17 protein-coding genes are annotated in these 17,874 nt (G+C 44.3%); 5 read left to right on the forward strand and 12 right to left on the reverse strand.

The window, feature by feature from the left end:
- Window positions 1-18: 18 nt before the first annotated feature.
- The 4 genes from typA to Q8K48_02605 form a co-directional block, all read right to left on the reverse strand.
- Entirely contained in the window at window positions 19-1,917 is a 1,899-nt protein-coding gene (typA, locus tag Q8K48_02590; GenBank protein MDP1851286.1) for a translational GTPase TypA, read from the reverse strand.
- Window positions 1,918-2,056: 139 nt separating this feature from the next.
- Window positions 2,057-2,590 carry a GNAT family N-acetyltransferase gene (locus Q8K48_02595; protein ID MDP1851287.1) on the reverse strand — a complete coding sequence of 178 codons (534 nt, stop codon included), beginning with the start codon at window positions 2,588-2,590 and terminating at the stop codon, window positions 2,057-2,059.
- A gap of 159 nt (window positions 2,591-2,749) precedes the next feature.
- Complete coding sequence (locus Q8K48_02600) at window positions 2,750-3,226, reverse strand: VOC family protein (protein ID MDP1851288.1); 477 nt, start codon at window positions 3,224-3,226, stop codon at window positions 2,750-2,752.
- 94 nt (window positions 3,227-3,320) lie between these two features.
- Window positions 3,321-4,052, reverse strand: a complete 732-nt coding sequence (locus Q8K48_02605; protein MDP1851289.1) for a Type 1 glutamine amidotransferase-like domain-containing protein — start codon at window positions 4,050-4,052, stop codon at window positions 3,321-3,323.
- A gap of 65 nt (window positions 4,053-4,117) precedes the next feature.
- On the opposite strand from Q8K48_02605, the gene heR reads away from it, so the two are divergent.
- Complete coding sequence (gene heR / locus Q8K48_02610; protein ID MDP1851290.1) at window positions 4,118-4,879, forward strand: heliorhodopsin HeR; 762 nt, start codon at window positions 4,118-4,120, stop codon at window positions 4,877-4,879.
- Window positions 4,880-4,934: 55 nt separating this feature from the next.
- Here the strand turns inward: heR and Q8K48_02615 are convergent, their stop codons facing one another.
- The 7 genes from Q8K48_02615 to Q8K48_02645 are packed head-to-tail and all read right to left on the reverse strand — an operon-like array spanning window position 4,935 to window position 11,255.
- The gene (locus Q8K48_02615; GenBank protein ID MDP1851291.1) at window positions 4,935-6,329 is read right to left on the reverse strand and encodes an aminotransferase class V-fold PLP-dependent enzyme; all 1,395 of its coding nucleotides are present in this window, start codon (window positions 6,327-6,329) and stop codon (window positions 4,935-4,937) included.
- Window positions 6,329-6,586 carry a hypothetical protein gene (locus tag Q8K48_02620; GenBank protein ID MDP1851292.1) on the reverse strand — a complete coding sequence of 86 codons (258 nt, stop codon included), beginning with the start codon at window positions 6,584-6,586 and terminating at the stop codon, window positions 6,329-6,331. Before Q8K48_02620 ends, Q8K48_02615 begins: the two co-directional genes overlap by 1 nt.
- 15 nt (window positions 6,587-6,601) lie before the next feature.
- On the reverse strand, window positions 6,602-7,822 hold the full coding sequence (locus tag Q8K48_02625) for an FAD-dependent oxidoreductase (protein MDP1851293.1): 1,221 nt from the start codon (window positions 7,820-7,822) through the stop codon (window positions 6,602-6,604).
- Window positions 7,822-8,013 carry a ferredoxin gene (locus Q8K48_02630; protein ID MDP1851294.1) on the reverse strand — a complete coding sequence of 64 codons (192 nt, stop codon included), beginning with the start codon at window positions 8,011-8,013 and terminating at the stop codon, window positions 7,822-7,824. Before Q8K48_02630 ends, Q8K48_02625 begins: the two co-directional genes overlap by 1 nt.
- Window positions 8,000-8,884 (reverse strand): fumarylacetoacetate hydrolase family protein, encoded by an 885-nt coding sequence (locus tag Q8K48_02635; GenBank protein MDP1851295.1) that lies wholly within the window; start codon window positions 8,882-8,884, stop codon window positions 8,000-8,002. Before Q8K48_02635 ends, Q8K48_02630 begins: the two co-directional genes overlap by 14 nt.
- Window positions 8,877-9,788 carry a hypothetical protein gene (locus Q8K48_02640; GenBank protein MDP1851296.1) on the reverse strand — a complete coding sequence of 304 codons (912 nt, stop codon included), beginning with the start codon at window positions 9,786-9,788 and terminating at the stop codon, window positions 8,877-8,879. The genes Q8K48_02635 and Q8K48_02640 overlap by 8 nt, the downstream gene beginning before the upstream one ends.
- Before the next feature lie 3 nt (window positions 9,789-9,791).
- Window positions 9,792-11,255, reverse strand: coding sequence for an aldehyde dehydrogenase (locus Q8K48_02645; protein ID MDP1851297.1), 1,464 nt, complete (start codon window positions 11,253-11,255; stop codon window positions 9,792-9,794).
- Between the two features lie 114 nt (window positions 11,256-11,369).
- On the opposite strand from Q8K48_02645, the gene Q8K48_02650 reads away from it, so the two are divergent.
- Both Q8K48_02650 and Q8K48_02655 read left to right on the forward strand, forming a co-directional pair.
- Window positions 11,370-12,614, forward strand: a complete 1,245-nt coding sequence (locus tag Q8K48_02650) for a cytochrome P450 (GenBank protein MDP1851298.1) — start codon at window positions 11,370-11,372, stop codon at window positions 12,612-12,614.
- 106 nt (window positions 12,615-12,720) lie between these two features.
- Entirely contained in the window at window positions 12,721-14,070 is a 1,350-nt protein-coding gene (locus Q8K48_02655) for a glutamine synthetase family protein (GenBank protein MDP1851299.1), read from the forward strand.
- Window positions 14,071-14,075: 5 nt separating this feature from the next.
- On the opposite strand, the gene Q8K48_02660 is transcribed toward Q8K48_02655, so the two are convergent.
- Window positions 14,076-14,888, reverse strand: coding sequence for an acetoacetate decarboxylase family protein (locus Q8K48_02660; GenBank protein ID MDP1851300.1), 813 nt, complete (start codon window positions 14,886-14,888; stop codon window positions 14,076-14,078).
- A gap of 159 nt (window positions 14,889-15,047) precedes the next feature.
- Between Q8K48_02660 and Q8K48_02665 the strand changes: the two genes are divergently transcribed.
- Window positions 15,048-16,541 carry an APC family permease gene (locus tag Q8K48_02665; protein MDP1851301.1) on the forward strand — a complete coding sequence of 498 codons (1,494 nt, stop codon included), beginning with the start codon at window positions 15,048-15,050 and terminating at the stop codon, window positions 16,539-16,541.
- Window positions 16,542-16,609: 68 nt separating this feature from the next.
- A partial coding sequence (locus tag Q8K48_02670) for an aldehyde dehydrogenase family protein (protein MDP1851302.1) occupies window positions 16,610-17,874 on the forward strand: 1,265 nt, incomplete at its 3' end.

Consider the following 17,874-nt stretch of genomic DNA (forward strand, 5'->3'; position numbering starts at 1 on the left):
AGAGCCGACAAAACTAGCTTAAACGTTCTGGTTGGCCTTCTTGGCGCGTGAAGTTGTGCGGGCACGCTCGTCGCCATCAAGGACAACTTTGCGGATTCGAACAACGGCCGGCGTAACTTCAACGCACTCATCTTCGCGGCAGAACTCCAACGCACCTTCCATGTTGAGCTTTTTAGGCGGAATCAAACGCTCTGATTCATCGGTGCCTGATGCTCGCATGTTAGTAAGTTTCTTTTCGCGAACACAGTTAACATCCATATCTTCGCTGCGTGAGTTCTCGCCAATCACCATGCCTTCGTACACTTCATCGCCCGGTTCAACGAAGATGCTTCCGCGATCTTGTGTACCGTACAACGCATACGATGTAACAACTCCCATCCGATCTGAAACGAGCGAACCGGTTCCGCGAGTGCGAATATCGCCGTGCCACGCTTCGTAACCATCAAAGACATGGTGAAGTAAACCGGTTCCGCGAGTTTCAGTTAAGAACTCAGTGCGGAAGCCAATAAGTCCGCGTGATGGAACGCGATAATCAAGGCGAATCCAGCCAGTGCCATGATTAACCATTTGCTCCATGCGGCCCTTACGAAGCGCCATCAGCTGAGTAAGCACGCCGAGGTATTCTTCAGGTGCATCAATTGTTAAACGTTCCATTGGCTCATGAACTTTGCCATCAATCTTTTTAATAACAACCTGCGGCTTGCCGACGGTTAATTCAAAGCCTTCGCGCTTCATAATTTCAACAAGGACTGCAAGCTGAAGTTCTCCACGCCCCTGAACTTCCCAAGTATCTGGGCGCTCCGTAGTTAAGACGCGCAATGAAACGTTTCCAACAAGTTCGGCATCGAGGCGGCTCTTAACTTGGCGAGCAGTAAGCAGTTTTCCACTCTTGCCGGCCAGTGGAGATGTATTTATACCAATCGTCATCGAAATTGATGGCTCATCAACGATGATTAACGGAAGCGCATGTGGATTTTCATTGTCTGCCAAAGTTTCGCCGAGAGTAATAGTTTCAATTCCTGCTACAGCGATAATGTCGCCAGGGTGAGCCTCAAGCGTTGGTACGCGTTCAAGGGCTTCAGTAATGAGGAGCTCTGAAATCTTTACGCGCTCCATGGTGCCATCGGTCTTAATCCATGTAACGTTCTGACCTTTTTTAATTACACCTTCGCGAACACGACATAGAGCTAAGCGACCAAGGAATGGTGAAGAGTCAAGGTTAGTAACGTGTGCTTGGAGCGGCGCGCCTTCGTGATAGACAGGAGCTGGAATCGCAGAAAAGATTGTGTCGAATAAAACATCGAGGTTTTCTTCCTCAGGCATTCCACCATCGGCAGGACGCGTTAATGAAGCACGACCTGCTTTAGCCGATGCATATACAACTGGAAATTCAATCTGCTCTTCATTGGCATCTAAATCTAAAAATAGTTCGTACGTCTCATCAACAACTTCGGCGATTCGTGAATCGTGACGGTCGACTTTATTAATGAGCAAAATAACTGGAAGATTCTTTTCCAACGCCTTTCGCAAAACAAAGCGAGTTTGTGGCAGCGGACCTTCAGAGGCATCTACTAACAAGATAACGCCGTCAACCATTTCAAGTCCGCGTTCAACTTCGCCACCGAAATCGGCGTGGCCTGGAGTATCGATAATGTTAACAATCGTGTCACCACGTTTAACTGCGGTGTTTTTAGCAAGAATCGTAATTCCCTTTTCGCGCTCTAGATCCATTGAATCCATCATGCGCTCTTGGCCTTCGCCCTGCTTCTTATAAGCGGCAAATGCACCTGACTGCCACAACATCGCATCGACGAGAGTCGTTTTACCGTGGTCAACGTGGGCGATGATCGCGACGTTTCGAAGGTTCTCGCGCATTTTTATTGGCAGGTCTTTGAGGTGTGCTTGGGTCTTGGCCACGAAAACTACTTTCCTTAGGAAGCCAGCCACTAGAAGGCCTTGCCTCTATCCAACGATTTAGGTGTTACTGAGGCCAATCCATCGGCCGCACGTGGTTATTCTACCTTTGAGAGCAGATATGGCGAAATCACAGCGATTTTCAGGTTGAAAAAACCACGTGGTTTCGTATCGGCTCACCTGCATCAATTTTAGGGTGGTCAAAATCAAGCTCTGGTCGTTCTCTAAGTCCAATCTTCTTCATTACATTTATTGAGGGGGTATTTATTCTCGCCGTATAAGAATATATCTGGTCAATTTTCAAGTTTTCTTGACCGAATCTAAGAACCTCTCGCGCTCCTTCGGTCGCATACCCTCTGCCCCAAAATTCTTTATCCAATCTCCAGCCGATCTCTATGCAAGGGGTAAAAGAAACTCCCTCGATGAATTTTTCCGAAAGCCCAATGAATCCCATGAAATTCTCGCTCTCTTTTTCCTCCACCGCCCAGAGTCCGAAATCATGAAGTTCCAGATTGTTCTTAAATCTTTCAAAAGATATTTCACTTTCCTCTTTTGTATCAGTTCTCACAAAATATTTTAAAGTGACTGGATCTGAATTCATTGCTATCCAACGCGGCAAATCCTCCACCTGCCAGTTGCGCAACCTTAGACGCCTTGTATTGAGCTCTTGTGCCATAACTCTTAGATTAGCAGTTGACAATTCATAGGTTACAAGAAAGTTAGCAAATGGAGTGACTATTTGTTAAGTGAACGGATCTACAATACTTTGTCTCTCACTGCGAAATCTGCTTTGGCTTGGCAGATCTTTGCTAACACATTAATTTCCCAGTATTACTTAAAGGCCAAAGTACGCACTTTTCAATTCCGCTAAGTCAATCTTTTGCATTTGCAGCATCGCCAATGTTGCCCGTTGCGAACCTGCAGAATCTGGTCCACCCAAGTACTCTCCCATGTCAGGAGAAGTTACTTGCCATGAGACACCGAACTTGTCTTTGAGCCAACCGCATTGACTCTCTTGACCACCATCGGCGGTTAATAAATCCCAGTATTTATCAATCTCTTCTTGATCTCGACATGGAATTTGAAAAGAGACCGCCTCGCTGTGCCTGAACTGCGGCCCGCCATTTAATCCAATGAATGGCCGACCAAAGATTGTGAAGTTAACTACTACTTCTTCGCCTTGTAGATTGCCAGGTGTGTCAGTAGGTGCGATCCAATTACTTGTAACAGAACTATCAGGGAAAATACTTGTATAGAAATTTGCAGCTTCGCGAGCGCGACCGTTAAACCAAAGACATGTTATAAGTTCCATTGTGCGAGCGTACATTAAAATCATAAATGTCTGAGTAACTGATGAGTGCAATGGTTGTCAGCTTCAGCAATACGAGTATTAATTTAGTTTACTTTTAATCACTGGCTCTGGCTAAGAGAATTCGCTCTCCATCAATTAACTCTTGATCAGGCAGACCTTTGAGTACATGCACTTTCGCATCTCCGACTACGACCCAATGTTCGGTCCCAGAGCGCTTGACGATAGCCGTCATCTCATCGACTCCTATAAGGATTGCATCGCTTGGCACGTGAAGTAAAACCTTAGCCGCGCTCTCTGGTATCCACTTAAAGAACTTATTGAAATGCGGAATAACACGGATTTCCGGGAGCAGATTTAAGCCGGCAGTGGGTGTGCTCTTTAGTAATCTGAAGTTTGGAATATGAGAGCTAAGAACCATCGCCCCTGCGCTACATCCAGCAAGGGAAGCACCACTTTGCCAGTTACTTACTATTGCAGACCATACAGGTGTATCTATCAGAATTGCAGCAAGATGGTGTGGGTCTCCTCCCGACATATACATGAGGGCGCTGTTTTGAATCGCATCGATGTGCTCTTGTTTAAATGCATCATCGCGGGTGTAAATAGGTAGGTGAATCGGTTTCACGCCGATACGTTGAGCTTGAGTTTGACCAAGCTCTTTCCAGTATTCGAGTCTGTCAGCGCTTTCTCGTCCCGCGGCAGTTGGTATCTGAATATATGTGGGCTCCTTTTCATGAATGAGCGCATCATCGATTAATGATTTTTCAAAGGCGGCCATCGCTGGCAAGTATTCGCCTGATCCTACTAATGCGAGTGAACCATTCATTGCGCAATTCTAGGTTCAATTCAGTTCATCCTCCCTTTTAAAGGCAGGGCAGATACGCTCTCTCTGTGAAAAAATCAATTACGGCGCAAAGTCTTCGAAGGACGAACGTATTAGCGGGAATCCTGCACCTTGGACAGATGATCGCAGTTCTGGCTCTGAGCAATGACTTCACATTGCCGATTACTGCAACCTATATGTCAGGTCCACCTGGATCTACTTTTGCAGCTCCCGTGGTTTTATTTAATACCCCCGTAGGTTTAACTGTGGCGATTTTCTTAGGGCTATCAGCGCTGGCCCACTTTATAGTTGCAAGCCCACACTTCGTTGACCGATATAACGCAGGCATTACAGCGCAGAGGAACTATTTCCGTTGGGTCGAATACTCAATTAGCTCATCGGTAATGATTGTTCTCATTGCACAAGTCACTGGTGTTGCCGAGATTTCAGCAATTATCTCGATCTTTGGCGTTAATGCTTCGATGATTTTATTCGGTTGGCTACAAGAAAAGTATGAGACCCCAGGCAATGGCGGATGGCTTCCATTTATTTTCGGCTGTATCGCCGGTATTGTGCCGTGGGTTGTCCTGTTATTTTACGTCCTATCTATCGGTGGCGTGGGAGAAACATCTGCACCGACATTTGTCTACGGAATCGTCTTTACAATCTTTGTATTCTTTAACTCCTTTGCTCTTGTGCAATGGTTGCAGTACAAGAAAGTTGGAAAGTGGAGTGAATACATCCGTGGAGAACGCACATACATCACGCTTTCGTTGATTGCTAAATCTGCCCTTGCTTGGCAGATCTTTGCCAACACTCTAATTTCCTAATTACAAAAGAAAATTATTCTCACGGCGTGACTCTTAAAGTAAACTACTGGCGGGTTTATCTAAATTCGCGACCTAGCTCAACTATTACTTTAAACAAGGCATGAACATCATCTTTCGTAGTCCTAAAATTTGTGAAACAGGGGCGTAACCACGTTTGTCCATCTATTTGGGCAGGGGAAATATAAAAGCGTCCATCGGCAATTAACTTCTTACATAAAGTTGCGTTTAGCCAACTGATATCCGAGCGCCCTGAGGGTGCATATTGCAATGGCACAATCGAAAGTTCGGGAGCATATGGCAAAACATTAAACTCTGGATGCTCCAGAGCAATCCTGTAAGTCATCTGTGCGAGTTCAATATTAAATTCGATAGCGTTTCTAAAGGCATCGGCGCCATGGGTCTTGAAGGCAAGCCATAACTTCAGAGCCCTCAGAGGTCTCGAATATTCAAGAGTAAAATCAACGGGGTTAGGTTTCGTCTCATCATGGGGCATATAAGCCTCTTCATGTGAAAAAGTATCAGAAAGTGAAGTTAGATCTCGAACAAGCAATAATGAGCAAGACTTTGGAACGAAAAGCCATTTGTGTGCATCGATAGTAATCGAGTCGGCATTGTGCATTCCGGTAAATAGCGGTGCCATTTTCGTTCCTGCCGCTGGAATTCCATAGGCACCATCTATATGAAGCCAAATGCCAAAACGCTTAGCAATGTTGACTATCTCTTCTATGGGGTCAATTGCGCCAGTGAGAGTTGTACCTGCGGTGGCAATAATTGCTACTGGAGCAATTCCTCTTGCAAGATCACATTCAATTGCAATCTCAAGCTCACTACTTCTCATCCTGTGATGGTTATCGACATCAATGAGCCGCAATGCATCTGAACCAAAGCCGAGAATTTCAGCGGCTCTCATAATTGAATAGTGCGACTCTTTCGAAGAATAGATAGCCGTCTGCGTATTCATTCCCACTTTTCGAGAGTTAGGTAAAGCTGATCTGCGGGCAGCAGCAAGAGCCGTTAAGTTGCTCACCATCCCGCCGGAAGTGAAAAACCCAAATGGATATGGGTAACCAATGAATTGGGCCACCCATTTTATACATTGCTCCTCTAATAAAGTCGAAGCTCTGGTGTCCACTGCTTGATTTATGTCATACGAAGATGCAAGAAAGTCCGCAATCGCTCCTACCTCTAAACCGCTAGAGCCGATGTATGCAAGAAATCTTGGTCTCGATTGTGCAATGGACTTATCTAAAATATCTATGCTCTGACTAATTGAATCAGTCGCCTCTGTTCCAAATCGTGGTAACTCTTCAGATAATAGTTTCTTTATCTCCAGAGTAATCTCAGGTTCACTTTCTCTCGCCTGATCAAATCCCTCCCAAACTGCAACTACTTTTTGCGAAAGAAACTCAAGAACCTCTCTACGGTTTGATCCGATTCGTAATTCATCCATTAGGTTCTCAGCAAATGCATAGCAATAGAGAGATGAGCTCGGTGCAAACGTGTAACTAACTCCGATTGACGTATCCCTAATTTTTGAGAAACATCTGAAAAAGTGCGCTTTTCATACAATATTCCCATCGCTACATCTTTTAGAGGTGTAGGCAGATCCTCTATCGCCGCAAGAAGCTTTTTGGCTGGAATTTTTGATAAATCAACGGGTTCACCCTCATCATCAAATGAGATGTCTAAATCAAAAAATGAACTCACTTCATACCCTTCTCATCATTTAATAATATCTTTTCGCATTTCGTTGATTTTGCTTTTCATACCTATTCCGGCAACCCCCACTAATGAGCCCTCTCGCAGATAAGTGAAAATGAACTCTTCACCAAGGTTACCCTCCAGAAGCCGAATTTCATCAGCCAGGCGTGGTTCTCCAAATGACAATATGCTAAATTCAAATTGATCGCTCCAAAATGTTGGTAGAGGATTAAATCCATCCTCGCTTTCAAATCCTTCAATCGAGCCTGGGACAACTTGTCTTACTATCTCTCGAGCGGTTCGTCTGCTACTTTCCAGAGGTATGTTCCAGTGCTCAATGCGACGCGGCGGTAACTCAAACCGTAAATTGGGAAACCGTGCAATATCACCAACTCCGAATAAGTTTGAAACTGATGTTCCATTACTTTTTACCGCGTGGAGCGACGAGTCCGTCAATAACCCGTCAGAAAGATCCAATTCATTTCCCTCCAGCCATTCAACATTCGCAGCGGAACCGATGGCTTCAATAAATATATCGCAGGCTAATGATTGACCATCAACAAGTTTCACGTGAGTAATTGCGGTATTACCGACCAAATCTGTAACTCTATTATTGAGATAAAACTCAATACCTTTAGCTTCATGTCTTCGGCGAATTTCCTCTCCGAAGGGTTCACCTAAGATCAGCCCTAATGGAATATCCTCCATGGCAACTATTTTTACCCGACACCCTAATCCCTTAAGGGTTGCAGCAACTTCGAGCCCAATAAATCCAGATCCGAGAATAACGACATCCTTGCCTGATCTAACCGCTTGGCGAATCGCCTTGGCGTCATCAAAAGTACGGAGTGCAAACCTTCCGGCCTGCAAATTATTCGGGAAAACAAGTTTTTTTGATCGCAATCCAGTTGCTGCTACAAGAAAGTCATACTGAATTTTTTTACCAGATTGTAGAGTTACGCTTTGTTGCTCCAATGACAGCTGCCGGACGCCATCTCCTAAAGTAAATTCAGTATTTAGATCACCGCTTTTAATTGGAAAACTCACTTGGGAAAGCTCTTGATCTTGAGCCAATAAACTCTTTGAAAGTGGCGGCCGATTGTATGGCATATGCCACTCATCTCCGAGAATATGAATGTGACCCGGATATTTATATCTTCGAAGCGACTCTGCAGTTCGCAAACCTCCCATTCCCGCTCCGACGATGAGCGTCCTAGGAGATGAGTCGATATTAAGTTTCACTAGTCAAATACTTGAATCGCTTGCATCGGACAAATATCGGAAGCAGACTTCACGTTTTCGCGTTCAGTTTCATCTGCAGAAGCAAGATATTCAAGCTTGTCATTCTCGTTTAATTTGAAAATATTTGGTGCTTCGTAGACACATTGGCCGTAATGCTGACACTTGTCCATGTCTACCTTAATTGTGATCATTTCTTTCCTTTACCGTCGATGGATATAGATCTTTAGAAGGAGTTCTGATTCCACGAAACTCCCAATCCCCGCCTAATGCCGTCGAAACAACCTCTTCGCTCTCGGTAGGTTGCGCCCCAACTTCTTCTCGAATCGAATGACCCTCGACTATTCGGTTAGTCAATCTGCCTAAACCTTCGACTTCGACCTCCACGACATCTCCGATATTGACGGGCCGCGAATTAGCTGGTGTTCCAGAAAAAATAATATCTCCTGGCGATAAAGTAATAGTTCTCGCAATATCTGCCACTAGGTAATGCATGTCCCACTCCATGTTTTTAGTATTGTCCTCTTGTTTTAGAACGCCATTGACATAGGTTCTAATAAACTTGTTATGGAAATCCCAATCAGTAACTAATCCCGGACCAACGGGTGCAAGAGAATCAGCGCCCTTTACCCGAAGCATGGAGCCGGCATCAGTATCGCGGAAATCATGTAAGCCAAAATCATTTCCAATACTGTAGCCAGCAATGTACTTATGAGCATCAGCAATTGATATGTCCTTACACGTTTTGCCAATTACGATGACAATCTCACCTTCATAATTGAGCCATTTGCATCGTTTAGGGCGAACAACATCGCCATTGTGAGAATTGAGTGCCGTTATTGGTTTATGAAAATATGTCGGGGCCAGCGGAAGTTTAGTTAAGAATTCTTTCGTGCGACTATCGTAATTTAGGTGTATAGCAATAATTTTTGTAGGCTCACAAGGAGGAAGATGTACTGCATTTTCAATCAAGACTTTTCGCCCATCTTCAGTTTTCAATAAATCTCCAAAACGCTCAACCACTTCTACTTTATCATCTAGAAGAATTCTTCTAATTTCACTCACGACTTAGCTCCAAGTCTTTAGGTTGAGGAAATCCATCTTCTGGTTCTGGAAAATACACATGCACTTGACCAGTCCCTATAGAATTTTCATACTCACTATATAAAATGCCCATGGCAGTATTAGCGCTTTCACCCAAGGCACCAGCCATGGCAAGGTAATGAAAGAATCCAGCTTCTGGTCGGTATTTTCTGAAGGTTTCGAAATCATCAAGAATCGCTTTATGATTTCCGGCTTTCATCCACTCCAAGACCTGAAGGTCGTATAGGTAGGCCTCTTTACTATAAATGTGAATCGGGTCGCTTGCTTCATGCTTTCTTAAATCACGAAGCTTGTGGAAAGTGTGCGATAACGCTCCCGATGCGACTACTAAAACTTTACGGTCGATATCTCGAATCGCCTCTCCTATCGCCCTACCAGCGCGAATAAAATCCTCTGGAGTGCCTGTTTGGCACACTGACATGCTAATCCAACGTTTTTCATCTAGCCCCCTTCCCAAGTAATGCCAGAGATTGAGCGTTGCATAAAAAATAGGTAAGTGCGGATCCGAAATCGGAGTTATCCATGTTCCATTTTTTTTGTCGTATTGCGCAATTGCATGGGCTAATTCAGGATCGCCTTTTATCGCATAAGGGATCTGCGACATTCCTCGTGGCAACTCTTCGGAGGTATATAGTCCAGAACGTTCAGCTGCGGCAGTCACAACAAATTCGACGGTCGTAGCCCAGTGACTGTCTAAGACGACCACTGTGTCGTAATCTAAAGTTTCAAAGATTTCTCTGCGAAGGCGTTTTAATCCTGGGACAAGGCTGATTTCTTTTCCGTCATTTAAATCTTTGCGAACCGACTCTGGCAACATGATCGTTGGAACATGTGCAAGAAGAGCTGCCCCGACTATACGACCCATTTTTCAGTCCTTCCATCCATTAGGCGCAATAACAGTATTCTTAACGTCGGCGTAAAAATCAAATGACCACGATCCACCGTCGCGACCAATTCCCGATTTTTTCGAACCTCCAAAGGGAGCCTTTAAATCCCGAACAAAAAAACAATTCACCCAGATAGTGCCTGCGACCAAGTTCTTAGTGATCTGTTCTGCATGTTCGCGACTGCCCGACACTACGACCGCTGCAAGTCCGAATTCAGTTCCATTAGCCATTGTGAGCGCCTCTTCATCATCGGAAAATGTTTGCATACACAGTACCGGCCCAAAAATTTCCTGGGTGAGAATTTCGCTGCCGTTTTTTGGCTGCATGACAAACGTTGGTCTGAAATATAATCCACCTAACTCCGAATGCGGAGTTCCTCCAAAGACAATATTTGCACCCTCTTCTCTAGCACGGGTTACAAATCCTGCAATTCTATTAAAATGCTCTTGATGAATCTGCGGCCCAATATTTGTCGCTTCATCCCGTGGATCGCCTTGAACAAGTTTTTTTGTTTTTTCGTTAAAAATGCGGCTGAACTCGTTAGAAATACTCTCATGTACCAGTATGCGTGTTCCCGACAGACATACTTGCCCCGCATTGTCATACTGCTCAACGGCTAAATCAGTTGCTAACTCTAAGTCAGCATCTCCTAAGACAATAAATGGGCTCTTTCCACCGAGTTCAAAATTTACCGGCGTTAAGTTTTCTGCAGCAGCTCTAGCAATTTTTTTTGCAGTTGGTACTGAACCAGTAAATGAGATACGTGATAATCCTGGATGCTGTGTCAATGCAGCTCCGGCCTCGGCTCCTATTCCAAACACGACATTAAATACTCCCGCCGGTATCCCAGCTCTCAAAGTTAAATCCGCAAAAAAACTAGCAGTAAGTGGAGTCCACTCTGCGGGTTTTAAAACTACGGTATCTCCAGCGGCTAAAGCGGGACCAATTTTCCAAGTAGCGAGCATAAGTGGTGCATTCCATGGAGTTATTAGTGCGGCTACTCCAGAAGGATCCCAAGAAATATGATTTACGTGTCCCCTTGTTTCAAAAGCATCGTACTTTAATTCATTTATAGCCCAGTCGGCAAAGAATCTAATATTTGCTGCCGCCCTAGGCATTACTCCCCGTCGGTTGGCTCGAAGTAGTGATCCATTATCTAGAGTCTCGATCTGAGAAAGTACTTCAATATTTTCCTCAATCAGGGTTGCAAGTCTTTCTAGCTTGTCACCGCGGCCCCTTGGTCCAAGCTCTCTCCACTCTGGAAAAGCGGTTTTGGCGGCAACGACAGCAGCATCAACTTCCGAAGCTCCTGCGCGCGAAAAATTGCCTAAAAAACTTCCATCAATAGGTGAAGTATTTTCAAAAGTTTCAACTGATGCAACACGTTGTCCGTCAATGAAGTGGCGAGTGTCAATCATTACTCCTGCAATCTCAACAGTGTCCATACTTCTCCCCACTGGACTAAACAACTCAAGAAATAAACTCAGATAGATTCTAACAACTTTACCTTCTCACTGGCTATACTAAATTTTATTCGCGACTTAACGATTGGGTGCACTATGAAAAGTCAATCTGTCAATTTGTCAGATTTGGATTTATTTGATTCAGGTGCTCCTTGGCAAATTTTCGAGGACTTGCGCACTCATGAACCAATTCACTGGAGTGAAGAAGCGGCTCCCAACCGTGGATTTTGGTCATTAACTAAGTATCACGACATCGTTTCAGTTCTTCGCGATCCAATTACTTTTACAAGTGAACGTTTCACCAACTTAGAGGAAGTAGACAGTGAGCAAGAAGAAGCTAGGCGTTCTCTTTTAGAGACCGATGGAACACGGCATCGAGCTTTGCGGCAGTTATTACAGGGCCAATTTACTCCTGGCGCTGTTGCACATTATGAAACTTTCTTACGCGGATTGACAGCCACAACTTTAGACAAAGCCTTTGCTCTCGGTGAATTTGATTTCGTTAAAGAAATTGCGGCCGATTTTCCAATTAATGTTCTAGCTCGCTTGCTTGACGTTCCAGAGAAAGACACTCAACAACTTATCGAATGGGGGAATCGAATGATTGGCTTTGATGACCCTGAGCATGCAGATATATTGATCAGTGATCCCGAAAGTGAAAAATATCGTCTCGTTCCGTTCCGCTCGCCCGCCGCACTTGAGGTTTTTTCTTATGGAGATGCACTCGCCAAAGATCGTCGTGGCAAGGATGGAACTGATTTAGTCTCTGTACTAATTAATGGAGAGATGCGAGATGGAATTCCTCTCTCCGAAAGAGATTTTCATACTAACTTTCTATTACTGGTAGTGGCGGGGAATGAGACAACACGCCACACTATTTCACATACCATGATGAATTTGATCAGGCACCCTGCACAATTACAAAGGTTGCAGGAAAATCCTGAATTAATACCTTGGGCAGTTGAAGAGTTCCTCCGATACGCCAGCCCTGTCTATCATTTCCGTCGTACGGCCACCAAAGATGTCCAAATGCACGGCAAGGTTATTCGGGCTGGCGATAAAGTAGTTACCTGGTTTGCTTCTGGAAATCGTGATCCAGAAATTTTCGAGAATGCAAATATTTTTGATGTGGCAAGGAATCCAAATGAGCATATGACATTTGGTCGCGGAGGCCCGCATATGTGTCTCGGCAACGCCTTAGCTCGAATTGAACTACGTATTATGTTTGAAGACTTAGTGACTCGAATTGATAGTATGGAGATTACTGGACCGATTGATTTTTTACGATCGAATTTTGTGCATGGAGTCAAGCGGATGCCGGTAAAAGTGCACCTACACTAGCCAAATAAATGCCTTAGGAATTAGCATTACTACTGCTTCCTCAGTGCGGTCTTAGGATACCGTTAAGAACTAAATGAGTAGAAGCTTATTTTAACAGGGAGTATCAATGTCAAATGCAATACATGAGATTCGAGAGAGACTTGAAAAAGAAGGTTTAGATATCCTTCGAATTATGTTCGCAGATGTACTTGGTACAACTCGATCAAAATATGTCTTGACATCAGAATTGGAAAGAGGCGTTAAGCATGGTCCTGCCTTTTGCCAAGGAGTCTGGGTTACTACTAATAGGGGTGACGTACTGGATGCCGAAAGCATTGTTTCTGATGGTTTACAAGATTTCATAACTATGTTAAATCCGAAAACAATCAAAAATCTTTCGTACGAGCCGGGCATGGCTTGTGTAATTGTCGATGCATATAATCCGGATTTGTCGGAAAATCTTTTTGCTCCAAGAACTATCTTGAAAAAAATTATTGCACAATACGCAAAGATTGGACTCGTCCCAGTTGTTGGACCTGAACTCGAATTTTATATTGCAAAGTGCGTTGATGGAAAGTATTCCCGTGCGCATGAAAATATTGGTCTGGTTTATACAACAGGACCTATGGTTGACCCTGATGGCACCTTCCTGCGGATTCTTCGACGTCTAGATGAAATGAATATTGGCGTCGTCGCAGCCAATCATGAATTCAGCCCAAGTCAATATGAAATAAACCTTTGGCATTCCGAGGCACTTGATGCTGCCGATCGCACTTTTATTTTCAAAACTGCAATAAAGGATATGGTGCTTAAGGAAAATAAAATTGCAACATTTATTGGAAAGCCTTGGTCAGATGAGGGTGGTAGCGGATTTCATTTACACTTCTCTGTTGAAAATATTCATGGCAAAAATGTCATGCATGATGGCAACCGAGGACTTTCAAGCGTTGCCCAACATATGATTGCGGGCATATTAGAAAATGCTGCAGCCATTACTGCTTTATCTAATCCGACTGTTAATTCCTTCAAGCGGCTTGGACCAGATACCTTGGCGCCTTACCGGGCAAACTGGGGGTTTGATAATCGCAGTTGCATGGTCCGTATTCCACCAGAGCGCGAAGCCGGAACTCGCCTAGAAGTACGCGTGGGAGATGGCGCGGCAAATCCATACTTGATCATTGCAGTAATTCTGGCGGCGGGACTTGATGGGATTAATCGTAAACTTTCTTGCCCTGAACCGGCAGTAGGAATGGCGTATGAAAATGAGTCGGCACCAGTTCTGCCGATGTCATTTAAAGAGGCCCTTGATGCATTAAGTGCCAACGAGAACATTAAGACTTATCTTTCTAGCGAACTGATTGGGATATTTTTGGCTTTAAAGCGCGATGAAATTGAGCGATATGAGAAGAGCGTCGCTGATCCTGAGACACGGGACGTCACCCAATGGGAGCTAGATGAATATCTACTACGTTTCTAGTGATTTTAAACTTTAGAGTTAGATTTATCCAAAAGTAATTTCCCGCCGTTGAAAGTGACTCCTATTTCACGGTAATAGCCACCAATAATTTCTTCTACCGGAAGAATCGAGGATAACTCGTCCCATGGGGAGTCTAAGAGTTCGAGTTCGGCCGAACCGTACCAAGGTTCTCCTAAATCTAAATCGACACCACCCATCGTAATAAGTTGATCAAGGGAGTTGCCTAACCCTGGGGTTATCGATGGCACCCACCGGTTATGCAACATTGGATGGCCATTTACAAAACCATTAGTTTTAGAGGGCCCAATTAAAGTAACTCGCGCCGTCGCAAGTCTGTAATCATAGGCGGCAACGCTTGCGCCGAGTTGTGAACCAGGCTCTAGTTTTGCTGTAGCTTTCCCGCGAGTAAAAATTCGAGTTACCGCTATCGACCCGAGTTTTTTTGGATATCCTTGGAACCACCCGCGTGCAATTGCAAAATCCTTAGTCACCCAGATTGCTACGCAGCGACTATAGGTAACTCCTTCATATTTGCAACGTACAACAACGAATGCTTCAAGATATTGAGAGCGAACGGGATCAAGAAGTTCTTCTTTTGACTCTGAACAGCTTTGCCAATCGGCCCAAATAAAAGCAACTGCTCCGGGATCTTCATCGACTAAGTCAACCCCTGTCGGAAGCAAGGTTTTAATATTCTTTGGATTGGTTCGGTATTCGACAGTGATTAAGTTTCCAGAATAAAACCAAGGCATATCAGGCACGATTGCACTCTTGCCTATAGGAGTTTGAGGCGCTAAAAAACCCTTCAAGCTTGACATTCTGCGGCGCACTCCTTTCTTTAGGTCTTGCGAACTTTTATTAACTTGTAACTCTTCAGAAAAGCACCCGAAAATGCTTGACAATAGAAGTAAGACGCGTCACTCTATCGGAAATTGCTTTAGATGTGAACAATTAATGAATCGTTAAAAGGAGAGTACATGCCTGAACAAAGTTCGATGCTTCGTAAAGGACGCCTTGGTGTTTTTGGAATTGTTTTCTTTGTAGTGGCCGCTTCTGCGCCTTTAGTTGGAATGACTGGTGCAGTTCCTGTTGCAATGTTATTAGGCAATGGCGCCGCAACACCTGGAGCTTATCTCGCAGCAGGAATAACACTGTTGATTTTCTCAATTGGATATGCATCAATGAGCCATCACGTAACAAACGCCGGAGCATTTTTCGCATTTGTAGGAAAAGGTTTGGGTCTCAGAGCTGGCGTATCGGCCGCTTATGCCTCACTCGTCGGTTACTTGACCATCCAGCTTGCAATCTATGGTTTCTTCGGTCTTGTCATGAATCTAACAATGGCCGAGTATGGCGTTAATCTGAATTGGTATGTCTGGTCTCTCATCGGACTTGTGATTGCAACTATTTTATCAGTTCTAAGTGTTGATGTTGGAGCAAAAATCCTAGGAGCTCTACTTATTTTTGAAATACTCTCACTTCTAGTTACAGCACTTGCAATTTTTATTAAAGGAGGTCCTGAATCGATAAATATTTGGGGCTCATTTAATCCTTCGACAGTATTTGCCGGTGGTTTTTCAGGACCAGCTGGCATTGCTCTAGCTTTTGCCTTCGCTTCATTTATTGGTTTCGAAGCCACGGCGATTTATGGTGAAGAATCTCGAAATCCTAAGCGTGATGTTCCTCGCGCAACGTATTACTCAATCATCGCAATTTCGGCGATATTTGCGGTTGTCTCATTTGCAATGGTAGTCGGAATGGGTCATTCGAAGTTGATGGATGAGATTGTTAGCAGAAGTTCGATAGATGGTGCACCGCTTGCTGATCCAGCTAATGTTCTTTTTAGCCTTTCGGGTCAATTTGTTGGATCAGGAATCGTTGATTTAATGAAAATCCTGGTTGTTACCTCGCTCTTTGCTGGCTTGCTTGCTTTTCAAAATGCCGCCAGCCGCTACTTCTTTGCCATGGGGCGAGCCGGTGTCATGCCGAAAAATTTTGCAAAAACTAATAACTGGGGAGCGCCTCAGAACGCATCATTTATGACATCGATAATTGCGGCGGCAGTTATTGTTATTTTCGCAGCGGGAAACCTCGATCCCTTTACAAAACTATTTAGTTGGATGAGCGGTATCGCTGTTATTTCAATTGGTGCTGTTGAGATTCTAGTCTCGCTCGCAGTTGTTAAATACTTCTCTACTATGAACAATCAAAATATCTGGAAAACTAAGATTGCACCAATCGCATCGGTAGTACTTCTCGGAGGCGGGTTGTATCTATTGATGGCCAGATTTAATCTTCTAGCGGGTACCGTTCCCTCAGGTATTGATCCATCACTTCCTGAAAGTGTGTGGAAACTTTCTAGTTTAGGATGGTTTTTGATTCTTGTTCCGTTTATTGCGATGGCTTTCGGATATTTGGTGGCAACAATCTCAAAGAGCAAGCATGAATCTCTTACTCAAGATTTCTCGTAGCGCCAAGTAACATCGGTTCCTCTCTCGGGATTGCAACGATCCTTTTAATAGATTAAGGAGGCAGCGAATTGTTTGATTCTGCTGAAATGTGGCATAGTTTTGTCGCCACATTGAAATTTCCGACAACGCATATTGTCGGTGTCGAGAGAATTACTAGCTCTCAACAAATGGCAGTTGTAAATCCCGCCACTGGCAAGATAGTGACAAATATTGCTCAGGGCACCGAGATTGAAATAGATCTGGCGGTTGCTGTAGCACGCGAAGCTTTTGATAATGGACCCTGGCCAAGGTTGGCTCCGCGCGAACGCAAAGAGCACATGTTGAAATTTGCGGACACGATTGAAAGCCACCGAGATGAACTTGCAGCGTTGGTCACTCTTGAAATGGGCAAACCAATAAGTGACTCATGGGGTATTGAATTAAACGCTCTGATACGCACGATTCGGTGGTTTGCAGAGTTGGCAGACAAAATTTATGATGAGGTTCCGCATGTTGGTGAAAACGCCTTAGCTCTTATCACACGGGAACCCGTTGGCGTAGTTGGAGTAGTTACTCCGTGGAATTTTCCATTGACGTTAACGGGATGGAAGATTGCGCCAGCATTGGCAGTTGGTTGTACGTTAGTAATAAAACCTTCGGAAATCTCTTCTTTATCGGTTCTTCGACTTGCCGAATTGGCACTTGAATCCGGGATTCCTGCTGGAGTAATAAATGTCGTTACTGGCCTTGGAACCGAAGCTGGTAAGGCACTTGGAGTTCACAATGATGTTGATGCACTTGCTTTTACTGGTTCGACCGCAACAGGCCGACAATTTTTACACTATTCAGCCGACTCTAACTTAAAGCATGTGTGGCTCGAGTTAGGCGGAAAGTCTGCAAACATTGTTTTCGCGGATGCTCCTAATTTAGAGGCTGCGGCACAAGCGGCAGCATGGGGAATTCGATTTAACTCTGGACAAATGTGTACTGCCCCAACTCGTCTACTACTCCAAAGATCCATCCAGCACTCAATTACCAATCGAGTCATAGAGATTCTGCAAGAAATCAAAGTGGGAGATCCTTTTGATCCTTTGACTCAAATGGGACCTATTGCAAGCGCTAAACAGTTGAGCACAATAAATTCGCATATTGAATCGGCACGGTCAAGAAATCTGCAAGAGGCACTGAAAAGTTCCACTTTTGAGACGGATGGATTTTGGTTATCTCCTGTTGTCTTTAGCGAGATTTCCCCCGATGATGCATTAGCGCAGGAGGAAATATTTGGTCCCGTTCTCTCAGTAATCGCTTTCGACACCGAAGAAGAAGCCGTTCACATTGCCAATAATTCAATGTA

The sequence above is a fragment of the Candidatus Planktophila sp. genome (genome assembly GCA_030681675.1).
Taxonomy (GTDB): Bacteria; Actinomycetota; Actinomycetes; order Nanopelagicales; family Nanopelagicaceae; genus Planktophila.